This window comes from Caloramator mitchellensis, from assembly GCF_001440545.1.
In the GTDB taxonomy this organism is placed as follows: domain Bacteria; phylum Bacillota; class Clostridia; order Clostridiales; family Caloramatoraceae; genus Caloramator; species Caloramator mitchellensis.
The window spans coordinates 1-14,037 of the sequence record NZ_LKHP01000006.1 but is presented as its reverse complement, the minus strand read 5'-3'; the positions used below and the strand labels follow the sequence as shown (position 1 = coordinate 14,037).

The following is a 14,037-nucleotide window of genomic DNA, read 5'->3' as shown; positions in this document are numbered from 1 at the left end:
ATATGTCAAGGGAAACAGATGTAACTTTAAGGAATAAAATTATTTACTCAGTTTATGTAAGAAATCATGGCAAAAACGGCACTTTCAAAGATGTTGAAGACGATTTGGAAAGAATTAAGGACTTAGGAGCAGATATAATTTGGCTTATGCCTATTCATCCAATAGGGGTTGTAAACAAAAAAGGAACTTTAGGATGTCCTTATGCTATAAAAGATTATAGAGATGTAAATCCTGAGTATGGGACTTTAGAAGATTTTAAAAGACTTTTAAGCAAAATACATACTTTAGGGATGAAGTGTATAATTGATGTTGTTTATAACCACACATCTCCGGATTCTTATCTTGCTGTAAATCATCCAGAATACTTTTATAAAAAGCCTGATGGAAAAATGGGCAACAGAGTTGGAGAATGGACAGATGTTGTAGATTTAGATTATTCAAATATTGAATTATGGGATTATCAAATAGAAACTTTGAAATACTGGGTTTCACTTGGAGTAGATGGCTTCAGATGCGATGTTGCTTCATTACTACCTATTGAATTTTGGTTAAAAGCAAGAGAAGAGGTTTTAAAAATAAACAAGGATGCTATATTTCTTGCTGAAAGCGTTCACCCCGGCTTTATAATTCATATGAGGGAAAATGGATTCAATGCACTTTCGGATAGCGAAGTTTTCCAAGCCTTTGATATTTGCTATGACTATGATGTCCATGATGAGTTCATGGGTTATTTTAAAGGGACGAATGGATTAAAAGAATATATTAAAAGATTGCAACTGCAAGAGGCAATATACCCTGCAAATTATGTTAAACTTAGATTTTTAGAAAATCATGACCAGCCGAGGGCAAAAAAAATCATTCCTGATGAAGTGCTTCTTAAAACATGGACGGCTTTTATTTATTTTCAGAAGGGAGCAACGTTGATTTATGCTGGACAGGAAGCACAGGATTCCAATACACCAAGTTTATTTGAAATCGATAAAGTTGATTGGAGTGGGCTAAATCAGGATTTTGTAGAATATATGAAACGCCTTTCAAATATTAAGAAGAAAGAAATTATGGCAAAGGGAAACTACCGAATAGGCCTTGTTGATAATATGGATGTTATTTTGGCTACATATTCATTAGGTGATAACAAACTTATAGGAATTTTCAATGTTGGAAAACATGAGGGAGAAATTAAATTAGATTTAGAGGATGGAATATATTCTAACTTAATATCAAACGAAGATATTGAAGTATATAATGGCAAGATAAAACTCAAATCAAGTCCAATTATAATTGAAATATAATACAATAAAAGCTGCCTCGATTTAACAGAACTACTGCATCGAGGCAGCCTTTTTTAAAATATTTTTTATAGAATATATTGACAAATTAAAACAGAAGTGATATTTTTTATTTTAGAGTTAGCACTCACTGTTAAAGAGTGCTAACAAGGGTAAAGGAGGTGGCAGCATGGATATTGGCGAAAGAAAAAAACACATACTAAAGGCAATTATCGACGACTACATTGAGACAGCAGAACCAGTTGGCTCAAGAACAATAGCTAAAAAGTATGAGATGGGAATTAGCTCCGCCACCATTAGAAATGAAATGGCTGATTTAGAGGAATTGGGTTTTTTGGAACAGCCTCATACATCAGCAGGAAGAATTCCTTCGGATTTGGGTTATAGATATTATGTTGATAAACTGATAAACATTAAAAACCCAACAAAGGAAGAAGAAAATGAAATTAAAAAGATTCTGCAATTAGTAACTTTATGTGAAATTGACAACATTATAAAAAGAACAACAAAGCTTTTATCTGAAGTTACAAGCTATACAGCAGCTGTATTATCTCCTTCAGTTAGAAGAAGTTCACTAAAATCTATACAATTGGCTCAGATCAATGAAACCGACGTTCTTGCAATAATAATAACCGACACAGCTGTTATTAAACATGTAGTTGTAAAGCTGCCAAGAAAAATAGAATACGATACATTAATAAAAATTAATAATCTGTTGAATGATAAATTAAGGGGACTATCGATAGAGCAAATTGATTTGTCTGTTATAAGCCAAATACTTTTGGAGCTTAAGGGTTATCATGAAATATTAAATGCCATAATACCTGTCTTGTATGAATCATTGAAATCTGTAGATTGCGATGTTTACCTGGAAGGCACGACAAATATTTTCAGATATCCTGAATACAACGACATAAATAAGGCAAAAAGCTTTTTAGGGCTTCTTGAAAAGAAGGATACATTAATAGATATTTTAGCTGATGATTCGGACTATCTAAAGGTTTCTATAGGTAGTGAAAATGAAAATGCTGAAGTTAAGGACTGCAGCATAGTAAGAGCATCCTATATGGTTGGAAATAAAGTAGTAGGGACAATTGGCGTTATTGGACCTACAAGAATGGATTATTCAAAGGTAATAGGTATATTAAAATATATTGCTGACAATCTTAACGACATATTAAGAAATACTTTCTAACAGGGTGGTGAAGTTAATGTCTCAGGAACAAAATTTAAACGAATTAGAGCAGAATGAAAATGCTGAATTAAATGAAGAAAAGATTGAAGAGCAAACTGCAGAAGAAGATTCAGAAAATAATAATGAGATTGAGGAGTTAAATAAAAAATTGATGGAGAAGGAAACACAGTATCAGGAAACATTAGACCTATTAAAAAGAACCATGGCAGACTTTGATAATTTTAGAAAGAGAACACAAAGGGAAAAGGAAACGATATATGATGATGGATTTGCAGATGCTGTAAAGGAGCTTTTGCCAGTTCTTGATAATCTTGAAAGGGCAACTCAATATTCTGATAGTGAAGATAAAAATGCTCTTTTAGAAGGTGTTCAGATGATACTAAAGATTTTTAAGGATACGCTTCAAAAGTTGGGCGTAGAGGAGATAAAGGCTGATGGCGAAAAGTTTAATCCTGATTTTCACAATGCAATAATGCACATTGAGGATGAAAACTTTGAGGAAAACACAATAGTTGAAGTTTTCCAAAAAGGTTATAAATATAAAGATAAAATTATAAGATATAGCTTGGTAAAAGTAGCTAATTAAAAAGGAGGATGAGTTATGGGAAAGGTAATAGGAATTGACTTAGGAACTACCAATTCATGCGTTGCTGTTATGATAGGTGGAGAGCCAGTAGTTATACCAAATGCAGAAGGTGGAAGAACTACTCCATCTGTTGTAGGTTTCAAACCAAATGGAGAAAGAATAGTAGGCCAGGTTGCTAAAAGACAGGCAATAACAAACCCAGATAAGACAATCATATCAATCAAAAGACATATGGGAACAAACTACAGAGTAAAAATCGATGACAAGGAATACAGCCCAGAAGAAATTTCAGCTATGATTCTAATGAAGCTTAAGGCTGATGCAGAAGCTTACCTTGGAGAACCTGTTACACAAGCTGTTATAACAGTTCCAGCATACTTTAATGACAGCCAAAGACAGGCAACTAAGAACGCTGGTAAGATTGCAGGACTTGATGTATTAAGAATTATTAACGAACCAACAGCTGCATCACTTGCTTACGGCCTTGACAAGATGGATAAAAATCATAAAATACTTGTATACGACCTTGGCGGTGGAACGTTCGACGTTTCAATACTTGAAATTGGCGATGGAGTATTTGAAGTTAAGTCAACTAACGGAAATACTCACCTTGGTGGAGATGACTTTGACCAAAGGATTATGGACCACATAATAAATACATTTAAAGCTGAAACAGGCATTGATTTAAGAAACGACAAAATGGCGCTTCAAAGATTAAAGGAAGCTGCTGAAAAGGCTAAAATTGAACTTTCACAAATGACTCAAACAGAAATAAACCTTCCATTTATAACTGCAGATGCAACAGGTCCAAAACATATTAATATGTCTTTAACAAGAGCAAAGTTCAATGAATTAACTGCCGACCTTGTTGAAGCTACAATAGAACCTATGAGAAATGCTCTCAGAGATGCTGGACTTACAATGAACGATATTGACAAGGTTATACTTGTTGGTGGTTCAACAAGAATACCAGCAATTCAGGATGCAGTAAAGAACTTTACAGGAAAAGAACCAACGAAGGGAATAAATCCAGACGAAGCAGTTGCAGTAGGTGCTGCTATTCAAGCTGGTGTTCTAACTGGAGAAGTAAAGGATTTATTGCTGCTTGACGTTACTCCGCTTTCACTTGGTATCGAAACTCTTGGAGGAGTATTTACAACTCTTATCCCAAGAAACACAACGATACCAACAAAGAAGAGTCAGATATTCTCAACTGCAGCAGATGGCCAGACATCAGTTGAAATACACGTTCTTCAAGGCGAAAGACCAATGGCAAGGGACAACAAGACTCTTGGAAGATTTACTCTTTCAGGAATTCCACCTGCTCCAAGAGGAATTCCACAGATAGAAGTTACATTTGATATAGATGCTAACGGTATTTTAAATGTTTCAGCAAAGGATTTAGGAACAGGAAAGGATGCAAAGATTACAATAACTGCATCAACACACCTTTCAGATGATGAAGTTGAAAGAGCAGTAAAGGAAGCTGAAAAATTTGCAGAAGAAGATAGAAAGAGAAAAGAAGAAATAGAAGCAAGAAATAACGCAGATAATTTAATATATCAAACAGAAAAGACAATGAAGGATTTAGGAGATAAATTAACAGCAGATGAAAAGAGCAAGATAGAAGAGAAGATTAAGGCTGTAAGAGACGCAATGAGTGGAAATGATGTTGAAGCCATAAAGAAGGCTTCGGATGAATTGACTCAATCCTTCTATGAAATTTCATCAAGAATTTACGCACAAAACAATCCAAACGCTGGTCAGGGATTTGAAGGATTTAACCAAGGTGCAAACAACCAAAACGATGGAGATATAAATGTAGATTACGACGTAAAGGACGACAAGTAATGCTTTAAGAGGGATTAAAATCCCTCTTTTCTGTATGTGGAAGGTGGTGACTATATGGCAAAGGATTATTATCAAATACTTGGAGTAGACAAAAACGCATCCGACGAAGATATAAAAAAGGCATTTAGGAAGCTAGCCCTTCAGTATCATCCGGATAGAAACCCAGGGAATAAAGAAGCAGAGGAAAAGTTTAAAGAGATAAATGAAGCATATCAGGTTCTTTCAGACCCTCAAAAGAAGGCACAATATGACCAGTTTGGAACAGCTGATTTTAATGGTCAGGGATTTGAAGGCTTTGGAGGCTTTGGAGGATTTGAAGGTTTTGGCGGTTTTGGGGATATATTTGGTGATATTTTCGGAGATTTCTTTGGTGGGGGCAGAAGGCAAAGAACTGGCCCTCAGAAGGGTGCAGATTTAGAGTATACACTTAATTTATCCTTTGAAGAGGCAGCCTTTGGGGCTAAAAAGGATGTAGAAATATTCAGGCATGAAACCTGTGAAGTGTGTAGCGGAACAGGAGCAAAACCAGGGACATCAACAAAAACCTGCGATAAATGCCATGGAACAGGTCAAATCAAGGTGGAAAGAAGAACTCCACTTGGAAGCTTTGTCAGCATAAATACATGCGACAAGTGCCATGGAGAAGGAAAAATTATTGAACATCCATGTAATGTATGCGGCGGCAGGGGAAAGGTAAGGAAGAAAAAGATTATTTCTGTAAACATTCCAGCTGGTGTTGACAGTGGAATGACAATACCATTACGAGGAGAAGGTGAACCAGGTTCAAAGGGAGGCCCAGCAGGGGACTTATATCTTCATATTAATGTTAGACCGCATAAGATATTCAAAAGGCAAGGCAGTGATATATACTGCACTATCCCAGTAAGCATCACAAAGGCTACATTAGGTGGAGAAATTTTGGTTCCAACTCTTGAGGGAGAAGAAAAGTATACTCTTCCAGAAGGGACTCAGCCTGGAACTGTTATAAGGCTGAAGGGAAAGGGAATTCCTAAAATTAAGAGCACAATAAGAGGAGATTTGTATTTTGAAGTAAAGGTTGAAATTCCAAAGAAGCTTAATGATAGACAAAGAGAGCTTCTTGTTAAGCTGGCGGAAGAGTTCGGAGAAACTGCAGAGCATAAAAAATCATTCGTAGATAAATTTAAGGATGCTTTTGGTGTTTGAAAGCTGTCCAGCATTGGATTAAACTTTCAAAGGTAAAGACCAATAAATATGAAATGCTCCACTTATGGTAAAGAGTTAATATAAACTTAAAACCATAAGTAGGAGCGTTTTTTATGCCTTTCTTGCCTTTCCAGTTAAATTGAGTATTTCTATTTTAACAACATAGGTATTTTCAGATGCACGGTTTATGTATTCGATGCCTGGCTCTAAAAAATCTGGGCTGTATTTTTTAATAAGTTCTAAAAGAGCAGTTCTTTTTTCATCCCCCTCAACGAGAATTGCTGTTCCAAAAAGTATAGCACTTTCATAAATTGTGCTGAATTTATCAGGAAGGAGCTGAGTTCTTCCCACAACGCAGAATGAAACGTTTGGATTTAACTCTATATTAGAAAGCTTATGTCCTTCTTTTGCACAGTGAAAATAAATACAGTCGTTGAAATAAACATAGTTAACCGGAACACCATAGGGAAATTTTCCATCACAGGTTGAAAAAATGCCGTATTCTCCATTTTTTAAAATTTTTTCTGCTTCTTCTCTTGTAATTTGTCTGTCTTTTCTTCTGATTTCTTTAAACAAAACTATCATCTCCTTATCATATCAATCGCTCAAAACAATGTGTTATAATAATTATATAACATTTTTATAAATATTCATATATTTCATAAGGGGCTTGTTAGAGTATCCCTAAACAGCAGGAACCCTTGAAAACCAAAAAAGGACTGAAAAAACTGTAAATGTAGCTGCAACAATATATTACCTATTAGGCGATAAAGTTATTCTTGAAACAAACGGCACCGATACAATCCATTATTCCTACGATAGCCAAGACAACCTTGTTTCAATGAACTTAAATGGGGTAGAATATTACTATATAAGGAACGGGCAAGGGGATATTGTAGCCTTAATCGACGCAAACGGGGATGAAGTTGTAACCTATACCTATGATAGCTGGGGGGAATGTTATCTCTATTGACGGAAGCCTTGCAACAACTGTAGGGGTTAAGAATCCATATAGATATAGAGGATATAGATATGATGAAGAGACGAAGCTTTATTATCCTCAAAGTAGGTATTACAATCCTGAGTGGGGTAGGTTTGTTAATGCGGATGATGTTAAAAATATTAGTATTGGTAAATTATTGACAGCAAACTTATTTGCTTATTGTTTGAATAACACAGTAAATCTGATTGATATTGATGGAAATAGACCTAAATCAGATGTTTTTAAAAGAAAACAAAGTGGTGTTAATTTTAGACTAGATGAATTTATATATGAAGCTGTAGACGTTACAATAACTGTAATATTTATTTATGAGACTTTTAAATTTACTAAGGGTTTTATATGGCAAGGAATGAAAAATAATGCTAATAATGGATTGGTCAATTTTAAGAATACATTCCCACAAGATCCAAACAAATTTAATCCTAAAGGTTTAATTAGAAAAGAATATAATAAAGGTAAAATAATTAAATGGCATGATCCTACAACAGGTAAAGCTATTTATGAATGGAATGCAGATGCAAAATATGGTGATCATTATCATTATACGCCAGATGGAAAGAATAGAATGCCCCATCCTGATACTGGAGATACACATATAAAGCCCGGGCAAAGGATACCATAAATCTTCTAGGGAGTGAGAATATGGAAATAACTAAAAAAACAAAAGATAGACTAAGAAAACTTTATTTGCATGATGGCGAGATAAAAAAAATCATTTGTGATTATGATCAACATATGATAATAATACCTATTTCATTTATAATGAAAAACAATGATAAAAAATTTATAGAATTAATTTTAGATAATGTTTATTATTTTGATATTAGTATGTATGAACCTTGGGGGGAAGGAATTTATATTAGTGATATAATGATTAATGATGATTCGCTAATATCAAGTCGTTTTGAAGGTCGTGAATGTATAGATAATGACTGTTTTGAATTTATAATTATATTGAATTCAGGCGATAAAATTAGAATAATTACATCAAAGGTAACATATAATGAAAAATATTGATTAAGAATGGGAGAATTTTTGTATAAATGTTTCATGAAAAATAAAAATTTTGTCCTCTTTGTTTGTAGTTTGGACTTTGGGTTTAGAAGAAAACCATGGGAGATCTAGGTCGACCAAGGTTTAACATTAAAAAATTTTTTTGCGGAGAGTGTATTATTTTATAATATTCTCCACTCTTTCTGGATACATTATCATTTATTGATTTAATACCATGTCCAAATTTCTATATCTTTGGGTCAATTTATTAATTATATTTTGACACTAAAAGACTCATCGCCTGGAAATATAGTCTTTGATTTCGTTACTAAGCTTAATTGTCTAATGAAGAGACAGTAAAAAATTCCGTGTAAATTAATTTAACCTTCTTTCTTTGAAATAATCAAAAAACTGATTAAGAGTTTTTAAAAATTTCTAGTAAAAAAAGAGATGGTATATTACAGAACGCTTTTGTTACAACTTTGAGTTAATATTTAGTTTTAGTGCCTTAGTTTTTGATAATTAAAGTAAATTTAAATCTTGTATCAAAATCATCGTCCAAAGACATATTTGAACTATTAATTTGATACAATGTATGCAAAGCCTTGAGAAATCAGGGCTTTTTTGATTTTTTGTAGATGTATATTTTGAAAAAGAGAATATTCACAGCCTAAGCGGGGATGGAGAGCTTATGCTAACTATCCTCGCATCTTTTGCTCAAGAAGAAAGTAGGTCAGTTAGTGAAAATATTAAATGGAGAATAAGAAAAGGATTTAAAGAAGGAGAACTTGTAAATCTTAGGTTTATGTATGGATACAGGATAGAAAAAGGAAAAATAGAAATCAATGAGGATGAGGCAAAAATAGTTAGAATGATTTTTCATGACTATATAAATGGAATGGGTGCAACTAAAATAGCAAAGATGCTAAGAGAAATGGGAATAGAGAAAATAAGGGGAGGCAAATGGAACTCTGAAAGGGTTGTAGAAATATTAAAGAATGAAAAATACACAGGAAATGCACTTTTGCAGAAAAAATATGTAAAGGACCATCTAACAAAGGCTTTAGTTAGAAATACAGGTTATCTTCCAAAATACTATGCAGAGGAAACACATCCAGCAATAATCGATTTAGAAACATTTCAAAAGGCACAAGAAATATTAGAAGAAAGAAGATTAAGGTATTCATCTCTAAAAGAACCTTCAAGTCATATATTTTCAGGAAAAATTATATGCAGTATATGCGGTAAAAAATATAGACGCAAAACAAACCATAAAAAGATTACTTGGAACTGCTCAACTTATTTGAAATATGGTAAGGATACATGCCAATCAAAGCAGGTTCCTGAAGATGTTTTAATAAAGTTAACCTTGGAAGTATTAAATATAAGGGAATTTGATGAAGATTTTATATCTAAAAATATAAAAGAAATTCATGTTTCAGGGCCAAGACAACTATTATTTGTAAAATATAATGATGAAAAAATAGAAAAGGAATGGGACTATTAAAAAGGGAGGAGTTAGCCTATGGCAAGAGCAGTTACAGTAATACCAGCAACGATAAACAGATATTCTAAAGAACAAATAGAAACATCTATAAAAAGAGTAGCTGCATATGCAAGAGTATCGACAGATAACGATGAACAGCTTTCAAGTTATGAGGCTCAGGTTGACCACTACACAAGATATATAAAATCAAACCCTTCTTGGAGATTTGTTGGAGTGTATTCAGACGAAGGAATATCAGCAACAAGCACTAAAAAGAGAGAAGGATTCAATAGAATGATTGAAGATGCACTAAATGGCAAGATAGACCTTATAATAACAAAGTCGGTAAGCAGATTTGCAAGAAATACAGTAGATACATTAACAACAGTCAGAAAACTTAAAGAAAAAGGTGTGGAAGTATACTTTGAAAAAGAGAATATATATACTTTAGACAGCAAAGGAGAACTTTTAATTACAATAATGAGCTCCCTAGCACAGGAAGAATCAAGGTCAATTAGTGAACACGTAACCTGGGGACAAAGAAAAAGATTTGCAGATGGGAAGGTGAGCCTTCCATACAAACACTTTTTAGGCTACACAAAAGGAGAAGATGGCTATCCAAAGATAGTAGAGGAAGAAGCTGAGATTGTAAGGTTAATATATAGAATGTTTTTAGAAGGGAAAACTGCACTAAGCATAGCAAAGTATTTAACAGAGAATAAAGTAAAAACACCAGCAGGTAGAAAAGTGTGGCCTCAGAGCACAGTTTTAAGTATACTTCAAAATGAAAAATACAAAGGCGATGCAATACTTCAAAAAACTTTTACAGTAGATTTCCTAACAAAGAAGGTAAAGAAAAATGAAGGAGAAGTTCCACAGTATTATGTAGAAAACAGCCATCCGGCAATAATTCCATCTGAAGTATTTGATTTGGTCCAGGATGAAATTAAAAAAAGAAAAGAAGTAAAGGGTTATAAGACAGGAGGGAGCTTTTTTTCAGGGAAGATTATATGTGGCAACTGCGGAAGTTTCTACGGCAGGAAGGTTTGGCACTCTACGAGTAAATATAGAAGGGTAAAATGGCAGTGCAATAATAAGTTTAAAAATGATAAAAGGTGCAAAACACCACATATTTATGAAGATAAAATAAAGAAGGCTTTTGTTGAAGTGTTTAATGGATTTATTGAAAATAAGGAAGAAATATTAAAAGGGTATGAGGAAGTTATAAAGGAATTGACAGACACATCAAAGCTTGATAAAGAAACAGAAAAACTTAAGGGTGAGCTTGAGGTAATATCTGAAATGATAAGAAAATGTGTTGAAGAAAATGCTCGAAGTAAAATAGACCAAGGAAAGTATATTGAAAGGTATGATGAGTTAGTTAATAAGTATGAAGGAATTAAAAGTGAAATAGAAAGGACAAATGATAAAAGGTTCGAAAAAAAGGTTAAGAAGGAGAAAATATTAGAGTTCATAAAGGAACTTGAAGGAAGGGATGAATTAATCAAAGAATTTGATGAGGAGCTTTGGTTTGGAACAGTTGATAGGGTAGTTGTAAATGGTGATGGTAAGATAACTTTAGTGTTTAAAGATGGTAGGAAAATAGAGTGGTGGATGTAAAAAGATAACACCTACAAGGTTAGATAAGGATTTGGGTGGCTTTGTGGGTGATTTATTATTTTTGAAAATTATAAATGGATTTTTTGGGTTAAGCACATGTATGATTATGTAGTAATTAGTTGAAAATTTATTATTGACAGAATTGGTAGCGGGGGGGGTAAAATAGAAAATGTAGGAAATAGTTGAGAAATGTGTGCACATGCTTTGGAAATTAGTTGAAAATATCTACAAATAAAGTTATTCACTACTCCTGAGAGCAACAACAAATGTGCAATAATTATAACTAAGTAAATATTAAAAATGATTCGAAGAATGTTATATAGTTTTTTTATATATATAGAAATTATTCTTACAATCTAATTACCTAAAATACAATATATACATTTAAAAAACATTAATAATTTGAAAAAGTCTTATATAAGGTCAGTGTATCATTTAAAAGTATAGTTAAGAGGGTGGATAAAAATGGTGAAAATTATAAGTAAAATTATATCTACTTTTTTGTTAACTGCTTTTTTAACAACAAATTGGGTTTATGCCCAAGATAAAAATATTTCTATAGAAATCGTGCCTAATAAAACAGAAGAAAGATCTTTTGTTTCTCCAATGTGGACAGTTAGATATGAATTTGATCATTATGATGCAACTTATAAGGCAACAAACGATACGAAATTTTATATTGGTGAATTTACTGTTATAAATCAAAGTTATACTCAGTATGCTGATGCTATATATACGCAAAATGAATTTAAAGAAATAAAAGCTGAATTCACCTATCAGGTATCAGCAGATGCTAATTATAAAATTAAAGTGATAGAAGTTGGGACTTCAACAACAGTGGGAGGGGCTTTAGCAGTAACAATCAATAGTGGTTTTACGTATTCTACGGGGACAAAAGTATCGCCAAGAAAAAAAGTAACTATTACATTATATAATAAAGGAGTAGCAGTTACTGGAGCAAAAATTTATAGGATGTATGATACTGATGGCTCATTTTTGGGTTATGAAACAAGACCTGATGCAGCAGATTGTTGGTTTCCAAAATTAAATTCAAAAACAGCTGTTATAGGCCCAGAAATTTCAATATAATAAACAAAAATGATACACTGACTTTACTATATAATCAAAAATATGAACGGATGGGGATTTTTATGAAAAGCAAGCATCTTTTAATAATTTTAACAATTTTTAATGTGATCAGTATTTTTATTAATTTTGGATTTTATGAACGATATAACAAATTAATAAAAAATTTTAATAAAACAACAATTAAAAACGCAACCAACAATCAAGACTTCGAAATAAACTTAGGCGAACTAGCGAGTTATTTTAATGATTCACCAGATTCATCTATATTGGTTCAAAAGTTTAAATTAATAAAAATTGTAACTGACCCAATACATACTTTAGATGAATATGAAGAAGCTGATAAAACAGGGAATAAAATTTTATCGGTCTCATATGGTATAGAAGGAATATATCAAATAGATAAAAATACTTTAGTAAAAACTACAATTATTGAAGATAATACTTTGGAAAATGGCAATTATATTTATACAAAATCAGAAATTTCTTATGAAACATCATTTTACAAAATTAATAATACATTTGTCATTTTTGATGCTATATTAAATTCAAATCTAAATGAAAGTGCAGTTAAAGAACATATGTTAAAAGTAATTAGTTTTAAAGAAAAGTTCTATAATCAATATACAGCGTATCTGATGATGAAAAAAAATAAGAACTACGATGGTGATAATTTGTGATAGAGAAACTGTTAACAATTTTGCGTTATAGCTGAGAAAGGATGTGCAGTTTAGTGAATGAATGTCCTGTCCAGTAAACCCATAGTCAGGTTGATGGTAAAGAGGTTTGGAGCATTACAAGCAATTGTAATGCTTAAGTGCTGATATTAACAGTAAGATAGTAGCTTTGTAAGCGTCAAATTCTACCCACCTACAAAAGGCGAAACTAATTATGACATAATAGCATCAGGAGGTGCTATTAGTGCAAGAAATTAGACAAAGACAAAATAATCTAAACTGGGATGAATTGATTCAAAATTTTCAAGCAAGCGGACTTTCAGCTCCAAAGTGGTGCAAAGAAAATGGGATAATGCTTTCTCAATTAAGGTGGCAACTGAAAAAAGAAAAACGTTTAACAATGAAGAAATACAATGGGTCCAACTGAAAGAAAATCCCGTTAGTATATCTAACACCATAACTGTAAAAATAGGCAATGCAGAAATAGTGGTTTCAGAAGGATTTAACGCAGAACTTTTCTCTGAAGTTGCTAAAACATTAAGTTCATTATGCTGAAATTAAAGCAGGTTCAGAATGTCTATTTAGCTGTCGGTAAAACTGACATGCGCAAATCAATTGATGGACTTGCCATCATGGTTCAAATGAATTTCAAATTGGACCCATTTTCAGATGCAATATTTGTATTTTGTAATTCAAAACGCGACAAGATTAAAATACTTTATTGGGAACGTAATGGTTTTTGGCTATATTACAGGCGTTTAGAAATAGGCTTAGCAAACAAAAACTTTTTGACAAAGTAAAAGAAAACCATTCAATGATATATTCATGTCGTAATTGCGAAAGAGAAGGAATCACTGTTCCAATGATTACAGCTCCTACACCTAAGCTAGTAATCAAAGAAAGTATTGCATGCAGATGAAATAGAGCTTGAAGTTATAAATGAGCCAGGGCGAGAAGCAACCACAAAATCCTACATGTGGATGTATCGAACAGGCAATGGGCATGAACCAATCGTTCTATATGAGTATCAGCCATCAAGGGCAGGAGATAACGCTAAGGCCTCTTT

The 14,037-nt window shown here is 32.8% G+C and carries 15 protein-coding genes and 1 pseudogene; 15 read left to right on the top strand and 1 reads right to left on the bottom strand.

Translation table 11 applies throughout. From position 1 onward, the window contains the following. Window positions 1–2 precede the first annotated feature (2 nt). The 5 genes from ABG79_RS06295 to dnaJ all read left to right on the top strand — a co-directional run bounded on the left by ABG79_RS06295 (window position 3) and on the right by dnaJ (window position 6,106). On the top strand, window positions 3–1,292 hold the full coding sequence (locus ABG79_RS06295; RefSeq protein ID WP_057978285.1) for an alpha-amylase family glycosyl hydrolase: 1,290 nt from the start codon (window positions 3–5) through the stop codon (window positions 1,290–1,292). A 166-nt stretch (window positions 1,293–1,458) separates the two neighbouring features. Further along, complete coding sequence (gene hrcA, locus ABG79_RS06290; protein ID WP_057978283.1) at window positions 1,459–2,484, top strand: heat-inducible transcriptional repressor HrcA; 1,026 nt, start codon at window positions 1,459–1,461, stop codon at window positions 2,482–2,484. A 16-nt stretch (window positions 2,485–2,500) separates the two neighbouring features. After that, entirely contained in the window at window positions 2,501–3,070 is a 570-nt protein-coding gene (gene grpE, locus ABG79_RS06285; RefSeq protein WP_057978280.1) for a nucleotide exchange factor GrpE, read from the top strand. Between the two features lie 15 nt (window positions 3,071–3,085). Next, window positions 3,086–4,921 (top strand): molecular chaperone DnaK, encoded by a 1,836-nt coding sequence (gene dnaK / locus ABG79_RS06280; protein ID WP_057978279.1) that lies wholly within the window; start codon window positions 3,086–3,088, stop codon window positions 4,919–4,921. A 54-nt stretch (window positions 4,922–4,975) separates the two neighbouring features. Beyond that, window positions 4,976–6,106 (top strand): molecular chaperone DnaJ, encoded by a 1,131-nt coding sequence (dnaJ, locus tag ABG79_RS06275; RefSeq protein WP_057978277.1) that lies wholly within the window; start codon window positions 4,976–4,978, stop codon window positions 6,104–6,106. A 111-nt stretch (window positions 6,107–6,217) separates the two neighbouring features. Here the strand turns inward: dnaJ and ABG79_RS06270 are convergent, their stop codons facing one another. Further along, a complete protein-coding gene (locus ABG79_RS06270; RefSeq protein WP_057978275.1) occupies window positions 6,218–6,682 on the bottom strand; it encodes a pyridoxamine 5'-phosphate oxidase family protein in 465 nt (154 codons plus the stop codon). Between the two features lie 172 nt (window positions 6,683–6,854). On the opposite strand from ABG79_RS06270, the gene ABG79_RS12845 reads away from it, so the two are divergent. From ABG79_RS12845 to ABG79_RS06230, 10 genes and pseudogenes are all read left to right on the top strand, one after another. Beyond that, window positions 6,855–7,079, top strand: coding sequence for a hypothetical protein (locus tag ABG79_RS12845; RefSeq protein WP_479722824.1), 225 nt, complete (start codon window positions 6,855–6,857; stop codon window positions 7,077–7,079). Then, window positions 7,048–7,731 carry an RHS repeat-associated core domain-containing protein gene (locus ABG79_RS06265; RefSeq protein WP_057978273.1) on the top strand — a complete coding sequence of 228 codons (684 nt, stop codon included), beginning with the start codon at window positions 7,048–7,050 and terminating at the stop codon, window positions 7,729–7,731. The genes ABG79_RS12845 and ABG79_RS06265 overlap by 32 nt, the downstream gene beginning before the upstream one ends. A gap of 20 nt (window positions 7,732–7,751) precedes the next feature. Further along, a complete protein-coding gene (locus ABG79_RS06260; RefSeq protein ID WP_057978271.1) occupies window positions 7,752–8,126 on the top strand; it encodes a hypothetical protein in 375 nt (124 codons plus the stop codon). Between the two features lie 667 nt (window positions 8,127–8,793). Further along, window positions 8,794–9,609: a recombinase family protein gene (locus ABG79_RS06255; protein WP_057978269.1), complete on the top strand. Its 816-nt coding sequence runs from the start codon at window positions 8,794–8,796 to the stop codon at window positions 9,607–9,609. Between the two features lie 18 nt (window positions 9,610–9,627). After that, a complete protein-coding gene (locus ABG79_RS06250) occupies window positions 9,628–11,208 on the top strand; it encodes a recombinase family protein (protein ID WP_057978267.1) in 1,581 nt (526 codons plus the stop codon). Between the two features lie 465 nt (window positions 11,209–11,673). Further along, entirely contained in the window at window positions 11,674–12,297 is a 624-nt protein-coding gene (locus ABG79_RS06245) for a hypothetical protein (RefSeq protein ID WP_057978265.1), read from the top strand. Between the two features lie 62 nt (window positions 12,298–12,359). Beyond that, entirely contained in the window at window positions 12,360–12,974 is a 615-nt protein-coding gene (locus ABG79_RS06240) for a hypothetical protein (RefSeq protein WP_057978263.1), read from the top strand. Window positions 12,975–13,215: 241 nt separating this feature from the next. After that, window positions 13,216–13,398 (top strand): IS66 family insertion sequence element accessory protein TnpA, encoded by a 183-nt coding sequence (gene tnpA, locus ABG79_RS06235; protein WP_057978260.1) that lies wholly within the window; start codon window positions 13,216–13,218, stop codon window positions 13,396–13,398. A 121-nt stretch (window positions 13,399–13,519) separates the two neighbouring features. Further along, window positions 13,520–13,771, top strand: a complete 252-nt coding sequence (tnpB, locus tag ABG79_RS12820; RefSeq protein WP_083490359.1) for an IS66 family insertion sequence element accessory protein TnpB — start codon at window positions 13,520–13,522, stop codon at window positions 13,769–13,771. 96 nt (window positions 13,772–13,867) lie between these two features. Beyond that, window positions 13,868–14,037, top strand: a pseudogene (locus ABG79_RS06230) (IS66 family transposase); the annotation flags it as partial.

Excerpts from the sequence above, each read along its gene's own strand:
- ABG79_RS06295 (WP_057978285.1), top strand. The coding sequence starts at position 3 with ATGTCAAGGGAAACAGATGTAACTTTAAGGAATAAAATTATTTACTCA.
- hrcA (WP_057978283.1), top strand. The coding sequence starts at position 1,459 with ATGGATATTGGCGAAAGAAAAAAACACATACTAAAGGCAATTATCGAC.
- grpE (WP_057978280.1), top strand. The coding sequence starts at position 2,501 with ATGTCTCAGGAACAAAATTTAAACGAATTAGAGCAGAATGAAAATGCT.
- dnaK (WP_057978279.1), top strand. The coding sequence starts at position 3,086 with ATGGGAAAGGTAATAGGAATTGACTTAGGAACTACCAATTCATGCGTT.
- dnaJ (WP_057978277.1), top strand. The coding sequence starts at position 4,976 with ATGGCAAAGGATTATTATCAAATACTTGGAGTAGACAAAAACGCATCC.
- ABG79_RS06265 (WP_057978273.1), top strand. The coding sequence starts at position 7,048 with ATGATAGCTGGGGGGAATGTTATCTCTATTGACGGAAGCCTTGCAACA.
- ABG79_RS06260 (WP_057978271.1), top strand. The coding sequence starts at position 7,752 with ATGGAAATAACTAAAAAAACAAAAGATAGACTAAGAAAACTTTATTTG.
- ABG79_RS06255 (WP_057978269.1), top strand. The coding sequence starts at position 8,794 with ATGCTAACTATCCTCGCATCTTTTGCTCAAGAAGAAAGTAGGTCAGTT.
- ABG79_RS06250 (WP_057978267.1), top strand. The coding sequence starts at position 9,628 with ATGGCAAGAGCAGTTACAGTAATACCAGCAACGATAAACAGATATTCT.
- ABG79_RS06245 (WP_057978265.1), top strand. The coding sequence starts at position 11,674 with ATGGTGAAAATTATAAGTAAAATTATATCTACTTTTTTGTTAACTGCT.
- ABG79_RS06240 (WP_057978263.1), top strand. The coding sequence starts at position 12,360 with ATGAAAAGCAAGCATCTTTTAATAATTTTAACAATTTTTAATGTGATC.
- tnpB (WP_083490359.1), top strand. The coding sequence starts at position 13,520 with ATGCTGAAATTAAAGCAGGTTCAGAATGTCTATTTAGCTGTCGGTAAA.